Raw genomic sequence first — 18,878 nt, forward strand, 5'->3', positions numbered from 1 at the left:
TGAAACGTTGCGGCCCTATCCACAGCAGTACGTGACGAGGCGTCGCACGCGAGCTCGTTTCCCATATGACATCTGACTGCGATGCGGCAGTTGTCGCCTTGCCGTACAGTGACCGGCCATGATGAGAGTTGCTTGCTCGAAAAAGCTTCATGTGATAACGGCTGACGATTTTGTGATAAGGACGGCCGGTTACTGGGCCCTGAGAGCCGCCAAGGCGGCCGGCAGTGATGAACATGCGCAGCGATGGCTCGGGTGGCCTTTGGACATGGTGCGAGAATATGAGAGTTCGCATGGCAAACTCCTTGACCGCGAATTGGATGACGAGTCGGAGGCCCCCAGCCCCGGTTGGTTCGCACTGATCAACAGGCATGATCGTCGAATTATGGGCGCCTTGGTGATTGCGGTATCGCAACTGAACCGGGTTGAGATCGGTGGTTATCTGGCACCGCAATATCGGGGGCGTGGATTCGGGGCCCAGCTGTTCACGCTCGGCAGCGTCCTGGCCCACACGCACCTGGGCCTACCAGAAATATATGCGGGCACCGAGACCGGCAACATCGCTTGTCGGCAATCGTTGTTGAAGGCCGGGTTCACGTACACGGACGGTCCCGCTCAGCACACCCTACCGAATGGGCGAATGGTTGACAGCGTATGGTTCAAGAGTGCCGTGGCACGTGAGGCCACGTGCAGGCCTAGGTGGCTCTGGCGGCGATGGGCCCGGGTCAGATGACCAGGTCGGGTTGTTCGGAGACAACCCATGTAGGGTGGGCCCCGAGCTGGTTTGCAGGCCTGGTTCTAATTCGGCGTGAACGTGACCTGCTGAGGAAACTCCAAGGATTACTTCCCACTCTCTGATATTGCCTTGCGGTGCAACATGCTTCGGAAGCACTCCTCAGTGATCGCGTCACTAAGCAGACCGCCAGGGGATTGCGATTCACCATTTGATCTGCGCGAGAACAGCAGCAGCGTCGCGGCCTGCATGGGAGTGGGCGTCGCATCCCATCCCGTCACGCCAACGGTGGCTTTGGTGACTGCGCCAGCGCAAGCGCGCTTGTTGTCTCGGGGCACGCCGCGATCCCAAGTGGCGGACTTTGCCCGCGCGCGGGTCGCTTCGGCGAGGCACTGAGAGCCCTGGTCAGGGCATTGCGCCTGAACGCCGTTGCCGTACTTTGCGGCCGTCCAGGGACATCAGGCCTATCGAACTGGTAGGCCGGTGACCGCGCGGCAGATGATGAGGCGCTGGTCTCGCCGGCACCCTCGAAGATGGTGTAGATCTTGATTCGGTGTGATCGCCACCTGTGCAAGAGTGTCGAATCAGCATCATGATCAGCCCACCTTGGGCACCCCGGATGCCACTCAGTTTGTCATCGACAGCATCTGCGGCTTGCTCAGCCAGTTGGGACGTGTCCCATGGATCGGTCGACGGGGTCCCGGAGCCAGATCCTGATCGAGGCGACATCACCCTCGGCCTGGTCACGCCCGGCCCGCAGCGCGTCCAGAGCTTGGCCCACATTCCCTCCATCGACCAGCGGCGATGCCGGTTGTAGATGATCTTCCCGTTCCCGTAACGGCGCCCTGACCTGGCTGGTCACCACGATCCGCAATGCCCATCTTGCGACATGACGCGACACTGCATATCGTGCCGATGTATCAACTCGATATATCGGGCCGACGGTTTGCCGTAGCCCGACGGGGACGAGGGAGCTGCCATGAGACGGATCGACTACGACACGGAGCAGTACCAGGACTACGCGCGTGGCCGTGCGCTTGCCGAGCAGCAGATGCAGACATGGATCAGTGCCTTCGGAGCGGTGCTGCCCGAGCAGCGTCCGCTGACGGGGCTGGACGTGGGCTCAGGGACCGGCAGGTTCACCCCCGCGCTGGCGCAAGCGTTCGGGCCGGTCACTGGCGTCGAGCCGTCGGTCCGCATGCGCGAGATAGCGCAGGCGCAGTCCCTGCATCCCGATGTGCAGTATCTGGCGGGCTCCGCCGAGGACATCCCCGTGCCGTCCGGCAGCGCCGACTACGCTCTCATGTTCTTGGCCTGGCACCACGTCCAGGACAAGCCGCAGGCGGTCCGGGAGCTGGCCCGGGTGCTCAAGCCCGGCGGGCGGCTGCTACTGCGCGCGAATTTCAGCGATCACCATCCCAGGCCGTGGTGGCTGGAGTACTTCCCCCGCGGCTATGAGGTGGACGCGTCGATATTTCAGCCGCTGCACGAGGTCATCGCGATGTTCACGTCGGCCGGCTGGCGCGTCGCCGGCTTCGGCACGGTTACCGAGCCGTCCTCCGGCACCCGCGGTGACATGCTCGAACGGCTGCGCCTGCGCACCCTTTCGTTCTTCGGTCAGCTCGGCCCCGACGACCTGGAGGCCGGCTTCCGCCGCCTGGAGGAGGCTGTTGCCGCAGATCCCGGCGCACCAGCGCCTGTGTTCTCCGAGCCGCTGCTCACGCTCCAACGGCCCTAGCAACGGCAGGGGGCGCGTTCACGCTGTTCAGGGTTATCGAACCGGCAGGCCGGTAACGGCGCGGCCGATGATCAGGCGCTGGATCTCCGACGTGCCCTCGAAGATGGTGTAGATCTACGATGCAGAAAGGACCGACCTGCAGCTTCACGCCGAAAATCGGCTTCTACCTGCGGAAACTCTTCTCGTCACTTGTCATCGTTTGCCATCGCTAGCCACCCTCAGGCAGAACTGAGACAGAACCAAGGCAAGGAGAGTGCGCCGCCAGAGACGCCAAAGCCCCGTATCACAGAGCGTGATCCGGGGCCCCGCGCGCTCGCCCAAGGTCAGCCGACCCGCTCCGCGTAGAGTGATTCTTCCCAGGCGTTCACGTCTGCGATCTTGTAGCGGACGTACCTGCCGATCCTCATGAAGCGCGGTCCACCACCACGCGAGTTCCACTGGTACACGGTCGAGACGGGAACACCCACCCGTTCTGCGAGGTCCTCTGGAGTCAGATGCTTCGCTGTCACCGATCCCCCTTCACGATCCCGGCCGCCTTTCGCAACACTTGTCGCCGCTTGCCAGCGCGACGCAATTGACGCAATTGTTGCATATTGACGCGCCATACGCGTCATCAAGCTTTCGCGCGTCCGCTGGCGAGGACCGCTAGGCCCGACACCAGCAGCACTGTGCCGCCGACCAGGCCCCACGTAGCGGCTGCGAACGTCCAGACCGCCATGACCGTCAGGACGATGCCGATCACTCCCCCACCAAGGCGCTCCAGTGTCACCAGCGCCGCGCCTACCGCGACGACGACTAGCGGTACCGCCACCGCCAGGTTCACGCTGCGGACCTGCGACAGTGGTGCGGCCGCCCAGACGACCGCCAGCCATGCCGACACCACAGCGATCCGTACCAACTCCCTCATCAGGCCTCCAGCCGCTCCAGGATCTCCTCAGGCAGGGCGAACGCCTCTGCCCCGTCCTTGCTGACCGGCCACACCCGGCCGTCCGCCACAAGCCGTTTGAGCTGGGCGTTGATCTCGCTCGGCGGTGCCGTCACCCGCCGCTTGAGCACGTGGTGCAGCAGCTCCCCGAGCTCCAGCGCCAGGCCGTCCGCTTCAGCGAGGACGTCGATGATCGCGGCCTTCACGTCGCCCGGCGTCGCACGCGGCTCATTCGCGCGGCGGCCGCCGACGCGCGGCTCGCGCCCGGCCTTCTTCGCGTCGATGAACTCGTCGATCCAGCCCATCGTCAGGTCGTCGATCCGGCCGGCCGCCGGTTGGCGAGCGATGTACTTCGGCTTGGCGGTGTACAGCCACCGCATCAGTGCTGCCCGCCGGTCGATCCCGGACAGGTAGGCCAGGCCTTGCGTCAGCGACCCATCCCGGAACGTCATCGGCAGCAGCGACGGGTCGTGCGGGAGGCCCATCTGGTAGGCGGCGCCGGGCGTCTGCGTCCGCAGCGCGCAGGCGTTCTTGCGCAGCTGCGCCCGCAGCGTCACCGACCCGCCCAGCTCGGTCATGTTCGGATCCTGGGCGACCAGGACGATGCCGCCGCCGCCTTTACGCCAGGTCTTCGCGCCGGAGGCGAGCATGCCCACGGCCTTCTTGCCGTGCACGTCATGCTGGAGCAGCTCCGGGGCCTCCTCCAGCACGAAGAAGATTCCGGTCATACCACCGGCGTCGGGGTCACCGGGCACCAGGTGCGTCTTGCCGCGCCGCTCGTCGCCGTCCTCGTCCACCCACGGGATCCGCGCGAGGTGGTGGACGCGGCGGCGCATCACCCAGTGCCACAGCTCCAGCTCGCCCATGCAGTCGTCCTCGCCGAGGGCGCAGCGGTGGGTGTTGCCGTTCCAGTCCGGCATGGAGCCACCCTGCGGGTCGAGCAGCACCGTCGCCAGCTTGTCCGACAGGTGAGCCAGGCTGATCAGTGTCTCCACCGACCGGGACTTGCCCGCCTCCGAGTCGCCGACGATGAAGCCGTGCCGCATGCCGCCCGACTTCGTGAAGAACGCCCAGTGCGCGGGCTGCAGGTCGTAGAAGTAGCCAATGTGGGCGCGGCCGTCCTCGCCGATACGGGGCTGCAGGTCCTCAAACCGGCGCACCGTGGCGAGCGTGTCGTCCTTGAGCAGGGTGAACATGGCGCGGGAGTTGTCGCCGTACGTCGTCGGCTCCAGCACCGCCAGTTGCATCGAGGTTTGGAACGCCGAGGCGACCTTTCCGGCCGCCATCATGATGTCCTTCGTCTCCTTCTCGCCCGGCACTGCCCGGATCTCCGCGCGGTAACCGGCGTCGATTCGCTTCGGTGTCGTCAACGTCATCCCATCGAGGGCCTTGCCCTTGGCAGCCAGCCGCTCCTTGAAGCGGCGCATGATCCGCTCCACTTCCGGGTCGATCTCGACCTGCTCGACGACGACCCCCGGCTCCTCGACTGGCTCGGTCTCGACGCCGGGCAACTGAAGGCGGCGGTGGACCCGCCAGTGCAGCAGCGCGAACACCAGCCAGCCGGCCACACCGACCTCGGCGACCAGCCCCGTAGGGCCGGCCGTCGAGGCGACGATGAGCCAGGCCGCGCCGAACACCGCGGCGGCAACGTTGTGGCGAGCCTGCACCGACTTGCGGACCAGTACGGCGGCCGCGGCCGCCGCGATGAGGGCAGCCACGGCCGGGTGCTTCGACAGGGCGTAGATCATCGTCGATATCGGTAGCGCTATCAGCCACACGAACGGAGCCGCCATCACAACGCGGTATCGCTGGCGGAACACGATCCGCTGCACGGTGCGGGTGACCTCGACGGTCTTCGTGCGGTCCTTGGACATCGTGTGGGGCTCCTTACGCGTGGTCTGTTGACGTACGGCCGGGCTCAACCGCCCGCGTACGCGTCCTTGTTGGCGACGTTGTCCACGCCGCCAACCGCCGCGTGAGCTTCCGCCACGGTGTCCTGAGCAGCGGCGAGGTCAGCGATCTTCTGGTGCTGGGAGGCGAGCTGGTTCGCGGTCTCCTGCGCGGCCATCAGCGCCGCGATGAGCTCGCCGCGGCCCATGTCCTTCGCGAGCAGGCCAGCCACCTGGCCGTCGATCGCGGCCGCGACATGGGTCATGTCGGTGTTGGCGGTCTCGTGGTCGTGCTTGAGCTGGGGGAAGGAGGTGAATTCGGCGTTCACGGTGGCCCTCTCGTCTGGGATGTCGTACATGGTCAGGTCTGCGGGCTTTTGGTCGCGGTCGTCGGCGGCGGCCGACGGTTCGGGCGTCTCCTCGGGCGCTGTCTCCTCGGGCGCTGTCTCCTCGGGTGTGTCCTTCTCGGCCTGCTGAGCTTCCTCCTCGGTCTCCTCAATCAGCTCGGCTTCTTCGATCTCGCGCGTGGCCTGGTAGTCGCGGTATGCCTGACGGGCGCCCTCGGCGGCCTGGCGTCCGATTCGGACAGCACCACCGAGGACCTTGAGCAACCCGTACGTGCCGCCCGCGACCGCTGCCGTGGTGCCGCCGACGACCCCGAAGGCAAGGGAGGTCCACCAGCGGAGGTTGCGCGGTCCCGGCGGGGCGCCGGATGCGGTCGGGCGGGTGAGGTACTCCTGGGCCTGGTCGTAGTGGGTGCGGGCGGCAGTAAACCCCTTGCGGAACTCGATGTCGGCCTGCGCCGCGCCGGCCCGGAGCCCTCCCAGGGTGGCGGCGCGGGCACTGGGGCGCTTCACGAGCGTCGCGGTGATGACCCCGGACAAGATGAGGAGCAGGATCAGGGGGATCACCTGCGGCCTCCCTCGACGTTGGCCGTCATGGTCTGCTGCCAAGCCTTCTTGGCGTCTCGGCCAAGGTCGGCGGTGTTGATGCCGAAGACCGTGATGGCGCTGACGACCAGCAGCGTGGGGATGGCTGGGGCGACGATCGCGGTGGCGCGGCCGACCTTGTTCGACTTGCCCCACACATCCGCAATCCAGATGGCGACACAGACACCGAGCGCCACCGCTGGGACGACGGGGTGCAGGCGCCCGGTCACGGTGCGGATGATGACCTCGAAGAACGTGCCGATCAGGCCGACGCCAGCCACGAGCATCCACCAGGCGGTGAACCGGGGCGCGGTCTTCTTCCAGATGAACACGACTCCGACCGCCAGCAGCAGGGCGGTCGTGGCACCGAGCCCGACGAGCAGATTGTCCACGGTGAGGGGCACCTTTCAGGCGAAGAAGTGGATGACGAGGTAGGCGACGATCGAGGCCGTGGTCAGCTCGGGGAGGTAGATCACCATGGCGGGGATGTAGAACGCCGTGTACAGCAGCGCGCGGACCAGCAGCAGCACCCGCCAGGCCCACACCACGGCGCCGACATCGCGTGGCAGCCACTGCGGCTCCCAGCGTTCGCGTGCGAACGTGATGGGCGAGGCCAGGTAGGCAGGCCGCTCGCGGGCGATCCAATCCGATAGCGGACCCTGCACGAACTCGACGAGCTGGTCGATCCGTGACACCTGGGACCTGGCGGGAAGCTGAGGCTGGTCCTCGCGCAGGGGCACGACCGGGGCGACCTGCTCGGCCGCCTCGGCGGCGGGCCGCGCCTCCTCGGCGGTCCTGTTCGGCTGCTCGGCCTCCGGCTGGTTGGGCGCGGGGTAAGGCGAGCGGATGCTGCGCAAGGTCACCTCCTTTGGCGGTTGACGTCGTCGGCGCTGCCGCGCAGTTCGCGGGCGTAGTGGGTGTAGAGCCGATCCCCCTCGGCCTCGTCGGCGTTGCGCATGTCGGCGAGTTCGGCCGTGAGGTAGCGCACGGCCTCGTGGAACGCTGCCTTCGGGCTCTCTGCGCCCTTGATGTTGGCGTGGAAGCGGATCTTGCGTCCCTCGCGGCGAGTCGGCTTGGTCGGCACGTGACTCCTCCCGATCGTCACGGACGGTTACGGCTGGCGGGGCCGTGATACGATCTCGCGCACGTGCGCGCACGTACACTTGCGCGCGTAGGGTCTCCCCAGTGTGGCGGTTCGCGGCCTTGGTCGGCGCTGGATGTGGCCTCGCGGCTGGTTACGCTCGGTCACAGGGACAGGTTGGCGATCACGGTGTCCCAGTCGATCCGGGCCATCTCCTCGCCGTCCGGTACCAGCTCGTACAGGCTGGCCGTGTGCTTGGCCAGCAGCTCGGCGGGTGTCCGGAACAGGCCCAGCAGCAGGTCCCCCTGCGTGACGCCGAGCAGCATGTTCTTGCGGTCCGAGGACAGCCGGGCCCGCAGCGCGGTGCTGTCGGGCTTCGACAGGCACTCGGCCCGCCCGTTCAGGCCGTCCAGCAGGACCGCTCGGGGCGCGACCACCGTGGCGGGCCAGTCCTCGATCTCTAGGTGGACGAAGTACGGGTCGTCCGCCCGGTAGTTCAGCCACGCGTTGTGGAACTCCTCTGTGGCCTCGTCCCACAGGGGGAGGTAGCAGGCCCGCTCGACCGTCTCGTTCGTCCGGCTGGTCGTCATCACTTCGCTCCCTTGTCGTCGCTGTCGTCGGCGGACGAGCCGTCTTCGTCCGCGTTGTCCGTGTCGGACGGTCCGCCGTCAGGCGCCTTGTTCGTGCGCAGGGACGAACCGTTCCCGTCCGCTCCATTCGCGGCGGACGAGCCGTCCGTCTGCAGCAGCTTCAGCAGCGCGCTAGCGCGTTCGTTGCTGATCGTTCGTCCGTCCGATTTCACGGCGGCGGAAAGCGCGTCGCGGGTGAGCCGCTTCCCCGTCCGCTGATACCTGGCAAAGATCGTCCGCCCGAGCGGCAGCAGGTCGCCGAAGTCGTCCGGGCCTACAGTCCGTCCACCCGTCCGCGCGGCCCGTCCGCCGTTCGTCCGTCCGGACGGACGACGCTCGTCCGTCCGCTTCTTGCCAGACCGTCCGCCCGAACGAGACTTACCGTCCGCGCGGCCAGTCCGCGTGTTCGCGGGTTCCTCGTCCGCCGTCCGTCCGCCGTCCGGCTGGCTCTCGTCCGCCACGTTCGTCCGCGCGCCCTGTGCGTTCTCGTCCGCCTTCCGTCCGCGTAGGAGCCAGGCCCAGCGAGGCCGTCCGTCCACCCACATTCCGCCATCTGTCCGGCCGTTGTCCGCATCGTCCGTCCGGCCGTCGACCGCGTTCTCGTCCGCTGGACGAAGCTCGCCGACGAACAGCGGACGGTACATCGGGAACATCCCGCCGCCGACCTTGTTCACGAACCGCGCGATCGTCTGCTTGGCCGCCAACGCTTCTGGAGCCATGCCATACAGCTCCTCCGACAAGGCGGCGAGTTGCGTCAGCGCTAGCTCCAACTGCGTCCGCTGCGCGGCGACCACCGCGGCCTGAGCGTCGTCCACGGAGCGCCTCGTCATCCGGACGGCGCGACGCGTCCGCACCACCTCGACCGCGATGTGCGGCGACTGCACGCCCTCGCTCACCGCCCACCGGAATGCCGCGAACGTCTCACGGGTGTGCAGCAGCCACCGCAGCACGCTGAACTTCGGCGCCCGCGGGTCGATCAGACCAGCCGACCGCAGGTCCTGGCGGTGCAGGTGCCGCGAGTGCATCGACCACAGCCACGGCGAGGCCAACGAGCACGCCGCGAACAACTCCGGGTAGTCCGGCACGTGCGTGTACGACAGGTACCCGGCGCCCGCGCCGATGCCGTAGGACCACATGCGGGTCACCAAGGCCGCGTCGCCTTCCCGCAGCGCTACGTGTGCGTGCCAGGACACGTACACCGCAACCGACTCGACAATCCCGGCCGCGAGCACGGCCCACAGCGGCGGCAGACCACGCTGCATGAACGCCATCGCCTGGCCAGAGACCGCGACTCCGTTCACGCCCACGTTGGTGATCGACATGACGGCCAGGCGGCTTGCCGTCCGGGTCCGCTCGGCCCAGACCTCACGCCGCTTCCGCCACTTCGCGCGGGTGCGCTCGGCCTCGGCTTCCGACTCCGCGACGATCCGGGTCTGCTCCTGCTCGGCCAGCTCGCCCGCCCGCTCGGAGAGGGCGGCGCGGTGCTCGGCCTCCTCGATCTCGCGCAGGCGTCGCGCCTCGTCGCGCATGCGCTCCTGCTCGATGCGGAGCTGCTCCGCTTCGAGCCGGGCGCGCTCGCGCTCGGGGCTGGGGGCAAGCAGTCTCACGCTGCCACCTCGTAAGTACCGATCCCGAGGATGCGACGCTGCTCGGGGGTGGTGCCGCCGATGATGCCCCAGTTGTCGAACGGCATCGTCCGCGCCCGCATCACGCAGGCGCCGGTCAGGCCGGCGAAGGGGCAGCCGGAGCACAGCGTGCGGGCGTAGTCCTCGTTGCCGGTCTGGCGGTCGTCGAGGGGGTACCAGTCGTCGGGGTCGGTCCCGGGCTGGCGGCACTTGGCGTCGCTGGTCAGCAGGACGGCATCAAGGTCAGGGGTTTCGTCGAATGTGACAGTGTGGCGGTGTGATGCCACGATGTGGCTGGACATCGGGTCTCGGTTCCTTTCGCGAGGGCTGAGAGACCTGGTGTTTGTAAGGGCCCTGCCTGGAAGTGGAGTTCCGGGTGGGGCCCGTAAGGGCTTGTGGCAGGCGGCTTTCCGGTGGAGCGGAGAGCCGCTTTTTTCACAGCCTGTTAAGCTGTGTTTATCAGTAAACAGCGCCAAACGATCAGTGTCAAGCGCGCACCCGAGCACTCCACCGACTACCCGTAATACGATCAACGCCAGCCCGAACAGCGAAGTAGGAGAGGACCCGCCCGTGCCCATCGAGAGGTTCGCCGAGGTCCTGGAAGACCTACGAGCGAAGATCCTCGACGGCACATACCCGATCGATGAAGCCCTCCCCCACACCGAGCGGCTGAAGGCGACCTACAGCGTCAGCGCAGCCGTCATCACCCGGGCTATGAAGGAGTTGAAGACCGAAGGGCTGATCTGGCGCGTCGCCAACAGAGGCATGATCGTCCTGCCGTCGCCCGTCCCCGTGGCCCTGTCGAACGCGACCGCGCCCCACCACGAGCATCAACGATGGGAAGAAGCTTGCCGCAGCGCAGGCGTCACCGGGCGAATCCAAGCGGACCCGCGGACCACGACCGCCCCTGCCGACAATCTGCTCGCCCAGGTCTTCAACATCAACGAGGGCGACCCAATCGTGTGGTGGCGGCGCACAGCCATGGTCAACGAAGACACGGCCGTCTTCCACGACCGCGTCTACTACCCGAGATCCATCCTCGACGAGAGGCCTCCAGGCGCGGTCACCCCCGAAACCGTCAGCATCGCTCTGTCGCGGATCAACCCGAGCACCAGCTACGCCGACATCACCACGAAAGTCCGGCCCTGCAAGGACAAAGAGGCCAGCATGCTGAAGATCAGCGAAGGCATGCCGGTCTACGACATCACTCGGACCATCCGTGATGAGGATGGCCGCACCTACGAGCTGCTGCGCCGCATCGCGAACCCGTTGCGGGTCCGCCTCGTCGAGCACCACCAGGGCCTGTAACTCCCATCGGCGGAAAACCCCTGGGAAACGAAAATGGGCCGCCCACTCCGCAGGGAGTGGGCGGGCCCAATGAAGCGAGTGACGGGCGCATGTCAGCTGCCTTCACCATTCGCCGACCGTCCGTTCTTGTCGGTTTTGCCGCGCTCATCGCCCTGAATACGCCTGCCCCAGTCGTATGCTGCTGTTCGTGACCTCAACCGAGCAAGAAATCACCTTCCGCACCCTCGACGGCCTCAACCTTGCCGGAACACTCGTCACACCAGCCGAGCCGCCCAGTCACGCCGTCGTCCTTGTACACGGAGGCGGGGTGACGCGTGAGGAGGGTGGGTTCTTCACGCGACTGGCAGCCGGGCTGGGCGATTCCGGCTTGGCGTCCCTGCGTTTCGACCTGCGCGGCCATGGAGAGAGCGAGGGCAGGCAAGAAGAACTGACGCTCTCGGCCATCCTCAACGACATCCGCGTAGCGCTGCGGTATGTCAGTGACGCGACCGGCGCGGCAGACCTCAGCCTGCTCGGTACAAGCTTCACCGGCGGGATCACGGCCTACTACGCCGCCAAGTGCTCGGATGAAATCTCCCGCTTAGTGCTGCTCAACCCCCGGTTGAACTACAAAGAGCGCACTATCGACAGCCGTCCTTTCTGGCAGAACGACTATCTGACCGACGAGGCAGCGGCGCAGCTTCGTGCCCAGGGGTACCTGTTCCACTCAGCCACCCTCAAGCACGGACGGGCCATCTACAACGAGGTCTTCTGGCTACGTCCCCACGAAGTGCTTGGCGAGGTGGCCGCGCCGACGCTGCTCGTGCACGGCACCAAGGACACCTTCGTGCCAGTAGAAGCGTCCAGGGCAGCAGTGCCGCAGTTCCGTGCGCCGTGCCAACTGGTCGAGATTGAGGGTGCCCAGCACGGCTTCGCCGTGCACGATGACCCGCAATATCTGAACCCGCAGAGCCAGGAGTGGCAAGCCTTTGTCATTCAGACGGTGGCCGAGTGGCTGACGCAGGAGAAGCACTAAGCACGTAGTGCCTCATCCAGTTCCCTCGGTCCGGGCCGTGCGGCCCACGGCCCGAGGGCACGAACGGCGCGTCCCAGTTCACGTTTGGTACGAAGGGAGCTGGTGGCGTTGGCAAGTTGCACCGACACCAGGCCAACCATAGCGGCCTCATCGGGCTGGCCAGCTAGGGCCAGGGAGAAGGCTCGGCGAGCCAGAAAGTATCCCTGGTCCCGGCGAGATAGCGACTTGCTCTGCAACACCTCCTGGTACAGCCCAGCCGCCCGCGCCGGCTGTCCGGCCTCGATGTAGCAGCTGGCGGTTCGCAGACTCAGGTCGGCACGGCTGTACTTACCGCTTAGCTGCGTGCCGCTGGCCTCGCGGCCGCCCTCGAACTCGTCAAGCCACTGGAGGGCCTCGCCGAGCGCCCGCTCCACCCTGTCCATAGGTTCACCGACCATGGCATAACCGCGGGCTTGCTGTTGCGCGACCTCGGCTCTGACCTTCGCCGGCAACTGCCAACGCTCAAGTCCAGCGGCCTCAGCCAAGGTGAGCACCTTCAACGCATCGCGCCGGTCATAGGCGAGTTGAGACTTGCGCAGCAACACATAGCCCTGCATAGGGCCGTCGTCGGCTTCCTGCGCCCATTCGATCGCCCGGTCGTACCAGTACGTTGCCGTAGGCAAATCCCCTAGATCACGATACAACCAGCCCACGAACTCCGCAGCATCCGCTCCTACGGCCAGCAGTTGCCGTCGAATCTGGGGCCGAACTTCGCGGACGGAGTGCTGCGTGACCGCGATCACGGCCTGCGCTTTGGGCAGAGCCGCTGACGGACCGAGGGTGCCATCATCTGCCTTGCTCGCGTCGAGCTGGACGCGCAGTTCCCCCACTACGGAGCCATCCACATAGCGGCGAGGATCAGCAAGGATCGCCGCGACAGGCGGCAGCGCGTCCATGCTCGCTGCCGGCCAGACAACAGCACGCTGTCTGTCATCGGCCAGGGCCAAGAGGTAACCACCCGCTCCGAGCGCCTCATCGAGTGCCGCTGCGATAGGTGCGGTTGGCGGCCGTCGTCCGCTTTCGAGATCGGCAACATGGGTCTTGCTGCAATGAGCCAGAGCAGCCAGTTCGCGAAAGGACATACCGGCGCCCAGACGTAGGCGCCGTAGCGCCTCACCGAACGTTTCCATGCCCATTCGGCGCTCCCTGTCACGTCCGCAAAGGTGTCCGCAAATTCGCGGACGCCGCTGCGGACAGTCCACCCCTAGACCATGACTCGCGGTATTGACGACGCTACTACGGAGGGCCGCAGCCACCAGCAGCCTTCACCACGAAAAGGGCGGCCCCGGCCTCGGTGCGTGAACACCGCGGAAAACCCGGGGCCTAGATCAGGAATCGAGGTCCTGACCCATGAGAAAGCGTAGAGCCACCACAAACCGATCGCACAGGGATCGGTCCGATATCGCCGCCAGAACCACCGAGGTCTTGAGCAACGAGACAGCCAAGCGGATGGCGGCGCAGTTGCAGGAATCGTGGGCTGGCCGTTGGCAGGTGCTGTGGGAACCCTCGAGCCGCAAATTCCGTGCGTTCCCGGCCTACGACATGAACGTGAACACTCCGGTAGACGGCAGAAGCCTCCGCGAGCTGTGGCGCAACGTCCTCAACGTTGATCAGGAGCTGCTGCTCGCCGTGGCCGAGGCCATTCCGACGCACCCGCCCAAGGTCGTTCATATGCCCCCTGGATTCCTCCAGGAGGTATTCGGGTGATCAGACGAGACGTGTCCCAGCAGGCTGCCCACCGAAAGGTCCGGCAGCAACTCCTCACGTTCCGACGCGGCCTGGAGGAACCGACACCGTGACGCCTCGCCACGCAGTTACACCAGACGAGCACAAGCAGGCAGTATTCGCGGCCACGCATCTCTCGCACCTGCTGGTCACCCGCCACAACATCCCCGCCACCGCGCACGACCTGCCCAGCGGCGTCGTCGTGTCTGTGTTCTACGGGCTCGTCGCCCACGTCGCCCACGTCACCCACGTCGATGCCGTCATCTGGTGGGCCGTCCCCGACATGACAGGCACCCGCAGGCGGCCACTGACGACCTACGCTCACACCACGGAAATCGCCGCCGACCGGCTCGCTGAGCATTACCACCAGCTGCGCTCGGTGCCGCTGGCCGACATGCTGGCCAGCAGACGCATCACCTACATAGCGGCCGCCCTCCTCGAGGAGACTGAGGTCCGTCGTGCGGCTGCACCGATCTGACGCGCACGAGGTAGCCCGAGCGAACCTCATGCCTGGCATCCTGCCGACCCCGGCGTTGCCGCTGTGTCGAGTCCGCGGACCTCGACGAACTGCGCGCACTGATGGCTGATGCCGAACTCGAGCTCTGGCGGGCCTCACACGTCCTTCACCGGCAGCCCACATCCAACGCCGCCGGCGAGGTCCGCCAGACCTAACACCCGTGGCCCGGAGAAGACGACCGGTTTCCTGCCCTGCCCGAGAGGCTGGTGAGGGGGAGGCGGCACGTCTCTCCGGGCCGCGGGATCCACCACGACTACGACGAAAACGGACCCAGCGATAACGCTCGCCACCCAGTTCCTCGCCCCCGGCGCAACGCCGAGCTGATCAGCATGCAACTCCTGAGCACCCTGCTCCGCAGAGCGATCTCACAAAGGAGAACCGCAACGTGACCACCATCTCCGGCGAGACCATCGCCGACCTTTTCACCAGCGCCGTAACACTGGCCATGAAGGGACAGAAAGTCAGCCCGCGCGGAATGGCCACCCGTGAACTCCTGGACGTGCGGTTGCTCCTCATACAGCCCCGTGCCCGGCTTCTGCTCGCGCCGCCTAGCCGGGTGCTGAACACCGCCTTCGCTGTCGCTGAAAGTGTGTGGATTCTGTCAGGGTCTGACGACCCCTGGATCTACGGGTTCAACAGCCGTCTACGACAGTACGCGGAGGACGACGGTATTTTGCGCGGCGCCTACGGACCGCGCATGCGCCGCTGGGACAGCCACATCGACCAGCTCGCCCACGCCCTGGCCACCTTGCGCGGCGACCCCGACTCCCGACGCGCTGTCATCCAGCTCTACGACCCGGCCCGCGACGCTGGCGGGCACCGGGACGTGCCATGCACCCTCGGCTACCGCTTCCATCTGCGCCAGGGACGGTTGCACATGGTGACGACGATGCGCAGCAACGACCTGTGGACTGGCCTGCCGTACGACATGTTCGCCGCCACGATCCTGCATGAGCTGGTGGCTGGCTGGCTCGGTGTCGAGCTCGGAACTTACCGCCACCACGTCGACTCGCTGCACCTGTACGAGCGCGACGTGGAGCAGGCGGAGGCCGTCCGGCCAAGCCCTCCGAGCGAGCCCCTTCCGTCGCTGGCCACGCCGTGGGAAGGATTTGACGAGCTTCTGGCCGCCGTCTGTGTGGGGCGCCCGGTCGGCCACCCCGGCTGGGACGCGATGGCCGCCGTGCTGGACAGTTACCAACAGTGGAAGCGCGACAAGCGCGACCTGGCCGTTAAGGCCGCCCGCGACATCGACGGGCCGCTCGGTGAAGGGTTACGCGCCTGGTACGCCACCCTGCCGAGCCGCTCTAACGCTGCGGCGGTGACCGAATGAGCCCGGTGCTGCGCGGTCCTGGCCGCGCCTCGCACGTCGTGCTGGGGCTGTGCTCCTACACCCACGACTCGGCCGCCGCCCTCCTGGTCGACGGCGCCCTGGTCGGGTTCGTCGAGGAAGAGCGTCTGTCACAGGTGAAGCACACCCGCGCTTACCCCAAGCAGTCCATCGCATGGCTGTTGGAGGAGGCCGGGCTCACGGCCGACCAGGTGAGCGCGGTCGCCTACAACTTCTACGGCCTGCGCTACCTGCCGCCAGCCGTGGGCGCACTGTCCCTGCTGGCCCATCCCGCGAGCAGCGACCGCGCCTTACCCCGAGCGGCCAGCTTCGCCAAGGTCGCCATGCGCACCGTTCGCCGTGTCCGAGAGCTCGGCCAGCGCTTCCCGCGGGCCCGCGTCCGGCCGCTGCTGCATCACGACACCCACCAGATGTACGCCTTTGCCGCGTCCGGCTGGTCGAGCGCGGCAGTCCTGGTCGTGGACAGCCTCGGCGAGGCGCAGACCACCACCATCGCCGCCGGGCGCATGCTCCAGCCTGGCCGACCCGACCTGCAGCCGGTGCTCGCGCTGCATGACCCGGCCTCACTCGGCTACGCCTACGGCGCGGTCACCGAACATCTGGGCTGGCGGCGCGGCGACGAAGAGGGCACCGTGATGGCGCTGGCCGCGTTGGGGGACCCGACCCGCTTCCGCGGCCTGTTCGAGCGGGCGATCCCGATCACCGCGTCCGGGTTCGCGCTGCACCCGGCCTTCTTCGCCCCCCGGGTCCTGTCGTCGGCTTTTGCCCGGCTAACGCCGCGCTTCACCGCGCATACCTGCCCGCGCCGCAAGCCTCAGGAGCCGATCACCCAGGTCCACCAGGACCTGGCCTCCGCCCTGCAAGAGCGCACCGAGCAGGTGATGATGCACCTGGCCAAGCTGGCCAAGGTGCGCACGGGTGAGCGGCGTCTGTGCGTGGGCGGGGGCGTGGCCACCAACTGCGTCGCCATCGGCAAGATCATCGAAGAGGGCGTGTTCGAGGAGGTTTTCGTGCCGCCCGCGCCGGGCGATGCGGGCACAGCTATCGGCGCTGCCGCGCTCGCCCATCTTCAGATGAGTCCGCGGCCGTTGTCGGGCATCGCCGGAGCCTGCTACCTCGGTCCCTCCTTCGACGTCCACCCGTTGGCCCTGACCGCCTGGCCGCAGCTCACCGAACATCCAGTGGACGGCGACGTTGCCGACTTTCTCGCCGCCCAGCTCGCCGAAGGCCGCATCGCCGGCCTGTTCCAGGGCCGTGTCGAGGCAGGCCCGCGCGCCCTGGGTAACCGTTCCATCCTCGCCTCCCCGCTGCGCGCGGGCGTAGTGGCACGGCTGAACGACACGGTGAAGTTCCGTGAGCCGTTCCGCCCGTTCGCACCCATGGTGCTGGCCGAGCGCGCCACCGACTACTTCACCCTCGGCCAGGACGCCCCGTTCATGTCGATGGCCTCGGGCGTGACCGAGCTCGCCCGCAAACAGATCCCCGCGGTCGTGCACGCCAACGGCACAGCACGCATGCAAACCGTCACCAAGGACGGCAACCCGTTCATGCACGCCGTCCTGACCGCGTTCGCCCGCCGTACTGGCGTCCCCGTCCTGATCAACACCTCGCTCAACGTCAAGGGGAAACCAATCTGCGGCACCCCAGCCATGGCGCTGGACTGCCTAGCCCAAAGCGGCCTGGACGCGCTGCTGCTGGAAGGCCGGTGGATCACCTCATGAGGATCGGCTACAGCTTCTGGGGATTCCTAGGGGCGGGCATCACCGACACCCCTGACGGTGGCCGCAGCCACCGCCGCCCCCTCATCGATGCCCTCATCGCCGCCGGTCACGACGTGGTCCTCCTTCAGCCCAACCGCGACCTGATCGAAGCCGGGGACGACCTCGACGGCCGCTACACCTTCGACTCGGGACTGCCCGATATCGACGTGCTGTTCGTCGAGTGGCGATGGGCCATCGCCGAACGCAACACCACCGATTGCGGCACCGCCGGACACACCTGCGACCTGCATCGGCAGGCCGACCTGCTCCGCCATTACACCTACCAGGGCGGCCTGCCCACGATCATCTGGGACAAGGACCGGCAGCTCCCTGCCAACGATGCGCTGCGCCGACGCCGCGGCGTCGTGGTGTGCGAGGCCGCGCTCGCCCCCACGCCAGGGGCCCGCTCACTGCTGTTCCCGCTGGACGATGCGCTCCTGCGGGCGGCCGATCCATCGGCGCTGGCTGCCCAGGCACGGCCCTGCCCGCTCGCCTACGTCGGCAACCAGTACGACCGCGACGAAGCGTTCACCAGGTTCTTCGCCCCGGCGGCGGCTCGCGTGCCCCACCGGGTGGCCGGCAAGTGGTGCGAACCCAGCCGCTGGCCCCACGTCAACTTCATCGGCCGAGTCCCGTTCAACGAGGTCCACCAGATCTACGGCAGCACCCTGGCCACCGTGCTATTGCTGCCCGACCGGTACGCCGCGGCTGGGCAGATGACGCAGCGGATCTTCGAGGCGGTGCTGGCGGGATGCGTGCCGTTGGCCCCGGCCAACATCGCCCACGTGGAGGAGTTCCTGCCACCGCAGCTGATCGTCCAGAGCGCAGAAGACGTGATCCGCTGCCTGCATTGGCTGCACAAGATCGCGGGAAGTGGCGAGCACGCCGACCTGATCGCCACGTGTCTGGGACGGCTTGAGCTGTTCCTGCTCAGCCGTCAGTTCCGCGTTCTCCAAGCGACCCTGACAGAGCTCACCTCCAGCCACGCCGCCGTCCTGACCTGGAGACGACGATGAACCTTTCACCCGCTCACCCGCAAGCAATCGACGCCCCCGCTATCGTGGAGCACCATGCAGCAGATGAACCGGATCGCCATCGTCGGATCCGGAGGCAGCGGCAAATCCCACCTCGCCCGCGACCTGGCCAAGCTGCTGGACGCCCCCGTCACGCACCTGGACGCCGTGTTTTTCGACGACGAGTGGAACCCGCTGCCGCCCGAGAAGTTCGAGGCCGCGCAACGGGAGCTCGTCGCCGAGCCGCAGTGGGTCATCGACGGCAACTACAACTCCTCGCTGCACGTACGGCTGCAAGCCTGCGACACCGTGGTGATGATGGACGTCCCCACCTGGGCGGCACTGTGGGGCATCTTCTCCCGGCAAGCCCGGCACGGTGCTGGCCAGCACACCGCAGGTGTCTACAACCGCATCCACTGGGGCGTGATCACCTACGTGGCCACCTACCGACGGCGGATGCGCCCCAAGGTCCTGGCGAAGATCAACGAGTTCGCCTCCGGCAAGAACGTGGTGTTCCTGACCAGCCGCGCCCAGACGCGCCGCTGGCTGGAAAAGGTGGCCGCCAGCCGCTGAGCGGTCGCCGCGGCCGCGTTGACGGGCGGTGTCC

Annotated in this window: 21 protein-coding genes; 10 read left to right on the forward strand and 11 right to left on the reverse strand. The window is 67.1% G+C overall.

The features are described from left to right. Positions 1–121 precede the first annotated feature (121 nt). On the forward strand, positions 122–730 hold the full coding sequence (locus KIK09_RS60495) for a GNAT family N-acetyltransferase (RefSeq protein WP_372455578.1): 609 nt from the start codon (positions 122–124) through the stop codon (positions 728–730). Between the two features lie 979 nt (positions 731–1,709). Next, positions 1,710–2,468: a class I SAM-dependent methyltransferase gene (locus tag KIK09_RS02770; RefSeq protein ID WP_214317005.1), complete on the forward strand. Its 759-nt coding sequence runs from the start codon at positions 1,710–1,712 to the stop codon at positions 2,466–2,468. A gap of 323 nt (positions 2,469–2,791) precedes the next feature. On the opposite strand, the gene KIK09_RS60500 is transcribed toward KIK09_RS02770, so the two are convergent. The 10 genes from KIK09_RS60500 to KIK09_RS02820 all read right to left on the reverse strand — a co-directional run bounded on the left by KIK09_RS60500 (position 2,792) and on the right by KIK09_RS02820 (position 9,848). After that, positions 2,792–3,082: a helix-turn-helix transcriptional regulator gene (locus KIK09_RS60500; protein ID WP_372455493.1), complete on the reverse strand. Its 291-nt coding sequence runs from the start codon at positions 3,080–3,082 to the stop codon at positions 2,792–2,794. Then, on the reverse strand, positions 3,082–3,375 hold the full coding sequence (locus KIK09_RS02780; RefSeq protein ID WP_214317007.1) for a hypothetical protein: 294 nt from the start codon (positions 3,373–3,375) through the stop codon (positions 3,082–3,084). The genes KIK09_RS60500 and KIK09_RS02780 overlap by 1 nt, the downstream gene beginning before the upstream one ends. Further along, a complete protein-coding gene (locus KIK09_RS02785; RefSeq protein ID WP_214317008.1) occupies positions 3,375–5,267 on the reverse strand; it encodes a hypothetical protein in 1,893 nt (630 codons plus the stop codon). The genes KIK09_RS02780 and KIK09_RS02785 overlap by 1 nt, the downstream gene beginning before the upstream one ends. Before the next feature lie 44 nt (positions 5,268–5,311). Next, the gene (locus tag KIK09_RS02790) at positions 5,312–6,193 is read right to left on the reverse strand and encodes a hypothetical protein (protein WP_214317009.1); all 882 of its coding nucleotides are present in this window, start codon (positions 6,191–6,193) and stop codon (positions 5,312–5,314) included. Beyond that, entirely contained in the window at positions 6,190–6,603 is a 414-nt protein-coding gene (locus KIK09_RS02795; RefSeq protein ID WP_214317010.1) for a hypothetical protein, read from the reverse strand. Before KIK09_RS02795 ends, KIK09_RS02790 begins: the two co-directional genes overlap by 4 nt. Before the next feature lie 15 nt (positions 6,604–6,618). Next, positions 6,619–7,068 carry a hypothetical protein gene (locus tag KIK09_RS02800; protein ID WP_214317011.1) on the reverse strand — a complete coding sequence of 150 codons (450 nt, stop codon included), beginning with the start codon at positions 7,066–7,068 and terminating at the stop codon, positions 6,619–6,621. A 2-nt stretch (positions 7,069–7,070) separates the two neighbouring features. After that, positions 7,071–7,295 (reverse strand): hypothetical protein, encoded by a 225-nt coding sequence (locus KIK09_RS02805; protein WP_214317012.1) that lies wholly within the window; start codon positions 7,293–7,295, stop codon positions 7,071–7,073. A 161-nt stretch (positions 7,296–7,456) separates the two neighbouring features. Beyond that, the gene (locus KIK09_RS02810; RefSeq protein ID WP_214317013.1) at positions 7,457–7,882 is read right to left on the reverse strand and encodes a hypothetical protein; all 426 of its coding nucleotides are present in this window, start codon (positions 7,880–7,882) and stop codon (positions 7,457–7,459) included. Further along, positions 7,882–9,450: a hypothetical protein gene (locus KIK09_RS02815; RefSeq protein ID WP_214317014.1), complete on the reverse strand. Its 1,569-nt coding sequence runs from the start codon at positions 9,448–9,450 to the stop codon at positions 7,882–7,884. Before KIK09_RS02815 ends, KIK09_RS02810 begins: the two co-directional genes overlap by 1 nt. 74 nt (positions 9,451–9,524) lie before the next feature. Continuing rightward, positions 9,525–9,848, reverse strand: a complete 324-nt coding sequence (locus KIK09_RS02820; RefSeq protein WP_214317015.1) for a WhiB family transcriptional regulator — start codon at positions 9,846–9,848, stop codon at positions 9,525–9,527. A gap of 268 nt (positions 9,849–10,116) precedes the next feature. On the opposite strand from KIK09_RS02820, the gene KIK09_RS02825 reads away from it, so the two are divergent. Together KIK09_RS02825 and KIK09_RS02830 are read left to right on the forward strand one after the other, a co-directional pair. Beyond that, the gene (locus tag KIK09_RS02825; RefSeq protein ID WP_214317016.1) at positions 10,117–10,854 is read left to right on the forward strand and encodes a GntR family transcriptional regulator; all 738 of its coding nucleotides are present in this window, start codon (positions 10,117–10,119) and stop codon (positions 10,852–10,854) included. A gap of 187 nt (positions 10,855–11,041) precedes the next feature. After that, entirely contained in the window at positions 11,042–11,869 is an 828-nt protein-coding gene (locus tag KIK09_RS02830; RefSeq protein WP_214317017.1) for an alpha/beta hydrolase, read from the forward strand. Here the strand turns inward: KIK09_RS02830 and KIK09_RS02835 are convergent. Continuing rightward, complete coding sequence (locus KIK09_RS02835) at positions 11,866–13,044, reverse strand: helix-turn-helix domain-containing protein (RefSeq protein WP_214317018.1); 1,179 nt, start codon at positions 13,042–13,044, stop codon at positions 11,866–11,868. The genes KIK09_RS02830 and KIK09_RS02835 overlap by 4 nt on opposite strands. 289 nt (positions 13,045–13,333) lie before the next feature. Here KIK09_RS02835 and KIK09_RS02840 point away from each other — a divergent pair, with 289 nt between their 5' ends. The 6 genes from KIK09_RS02840 (at position 13,334) to KIK09_RS02865 (ending at position 18,844) form a co-directional block, all read left to right on the forward strand. Next, a complete protein-coding gene (locus KIK09_RS02840; protein WP_214317019.1) occupies positions 13,334–13,615 on the forward strand; it encodes a hypothetical protein in 282 nt (93 codons plus the stop codon). Positions 13,616–13,703: 88 nt separating this feature from the next. Beyond that, the gene (locus KIK09_RS02845) at positions 13,704–14,111 is read left to right on the forward strand and encodes a hypothetical protein (protein WP_214317020.1); all 408 of its coding nucleotides are present in this window, start codon (positions 13,704–13,706) and stop codon (positions 14,109–14,111) included. 424 nt (positions 14,112–14,535) lie between these two features. Next, positions 14,536–15,480 carry a thymidylate synthase gene (locus KIK09_RS02850; RefSeq protein WP_308163899.1) on the forward strand — a complete coding sequence of 315 codons (945 nt, stop codon included), beginning with the start codon at positions 14,536–14,538 and terminating at the stop codon, positions 15,478–15,480. Next, positions 15,477–17,219, forward strand: a complete 1,743-nt coding sequence (locus KIK09_RS02855) for a carbamoyltransferase family protein (RefSeq protein ID WP_250572494.1) — start codon at positions 15,477–15,479, stop codon at positions 17,217–17,219. The genes KIK09_RS02850 and KIK09_RS02855 overlap by 4 nt, the downstream gene beginning before the upstream one ends. Continuing rightward, the gene (locus KIK09_RS02860) at positions 17,216–18,274 is read left to right on the forward strand and encodes a glycosyltransferase family protein (RefSeq protein ID WP_214317021.1); all 1,059 of its coding nucleotides are present in this window, start codon (positions 17,216–17,218) and stop codon (positions 18,272–18,274) included. Before KIK09_RS02855 ends, KIK09_RS02860 begins: the two co-directional genes overlap by 4 nt. Before the next feature lie 63 nt (positions 18,275–18,337). Beyond that, positions 18,338–18,844 carry a P-loop NTPase family protein gene (locus KIK09_RS02865; protein WP_250572495.1) on the forward strand — a complete coding sequence of 169 codons (507 nt, stop codon included), beginning with the start codon at positions 18,338–18,340 and terminating at the stop codon, positions 18,842–18,844. Positions 18,845–18,878 lie beyond the last annotated feature (34 nt).

It is taken from the genome of Nonomuraea sediminis (assembly GCF_018531495.1).
Classification (GTDB): domain Bacteria; phylum Actinomycetota; class Actinomycetes; order Streptosporangiales; family Streptosporangiaceae; genus Nonomuraea; species Nonomuraea sediminis.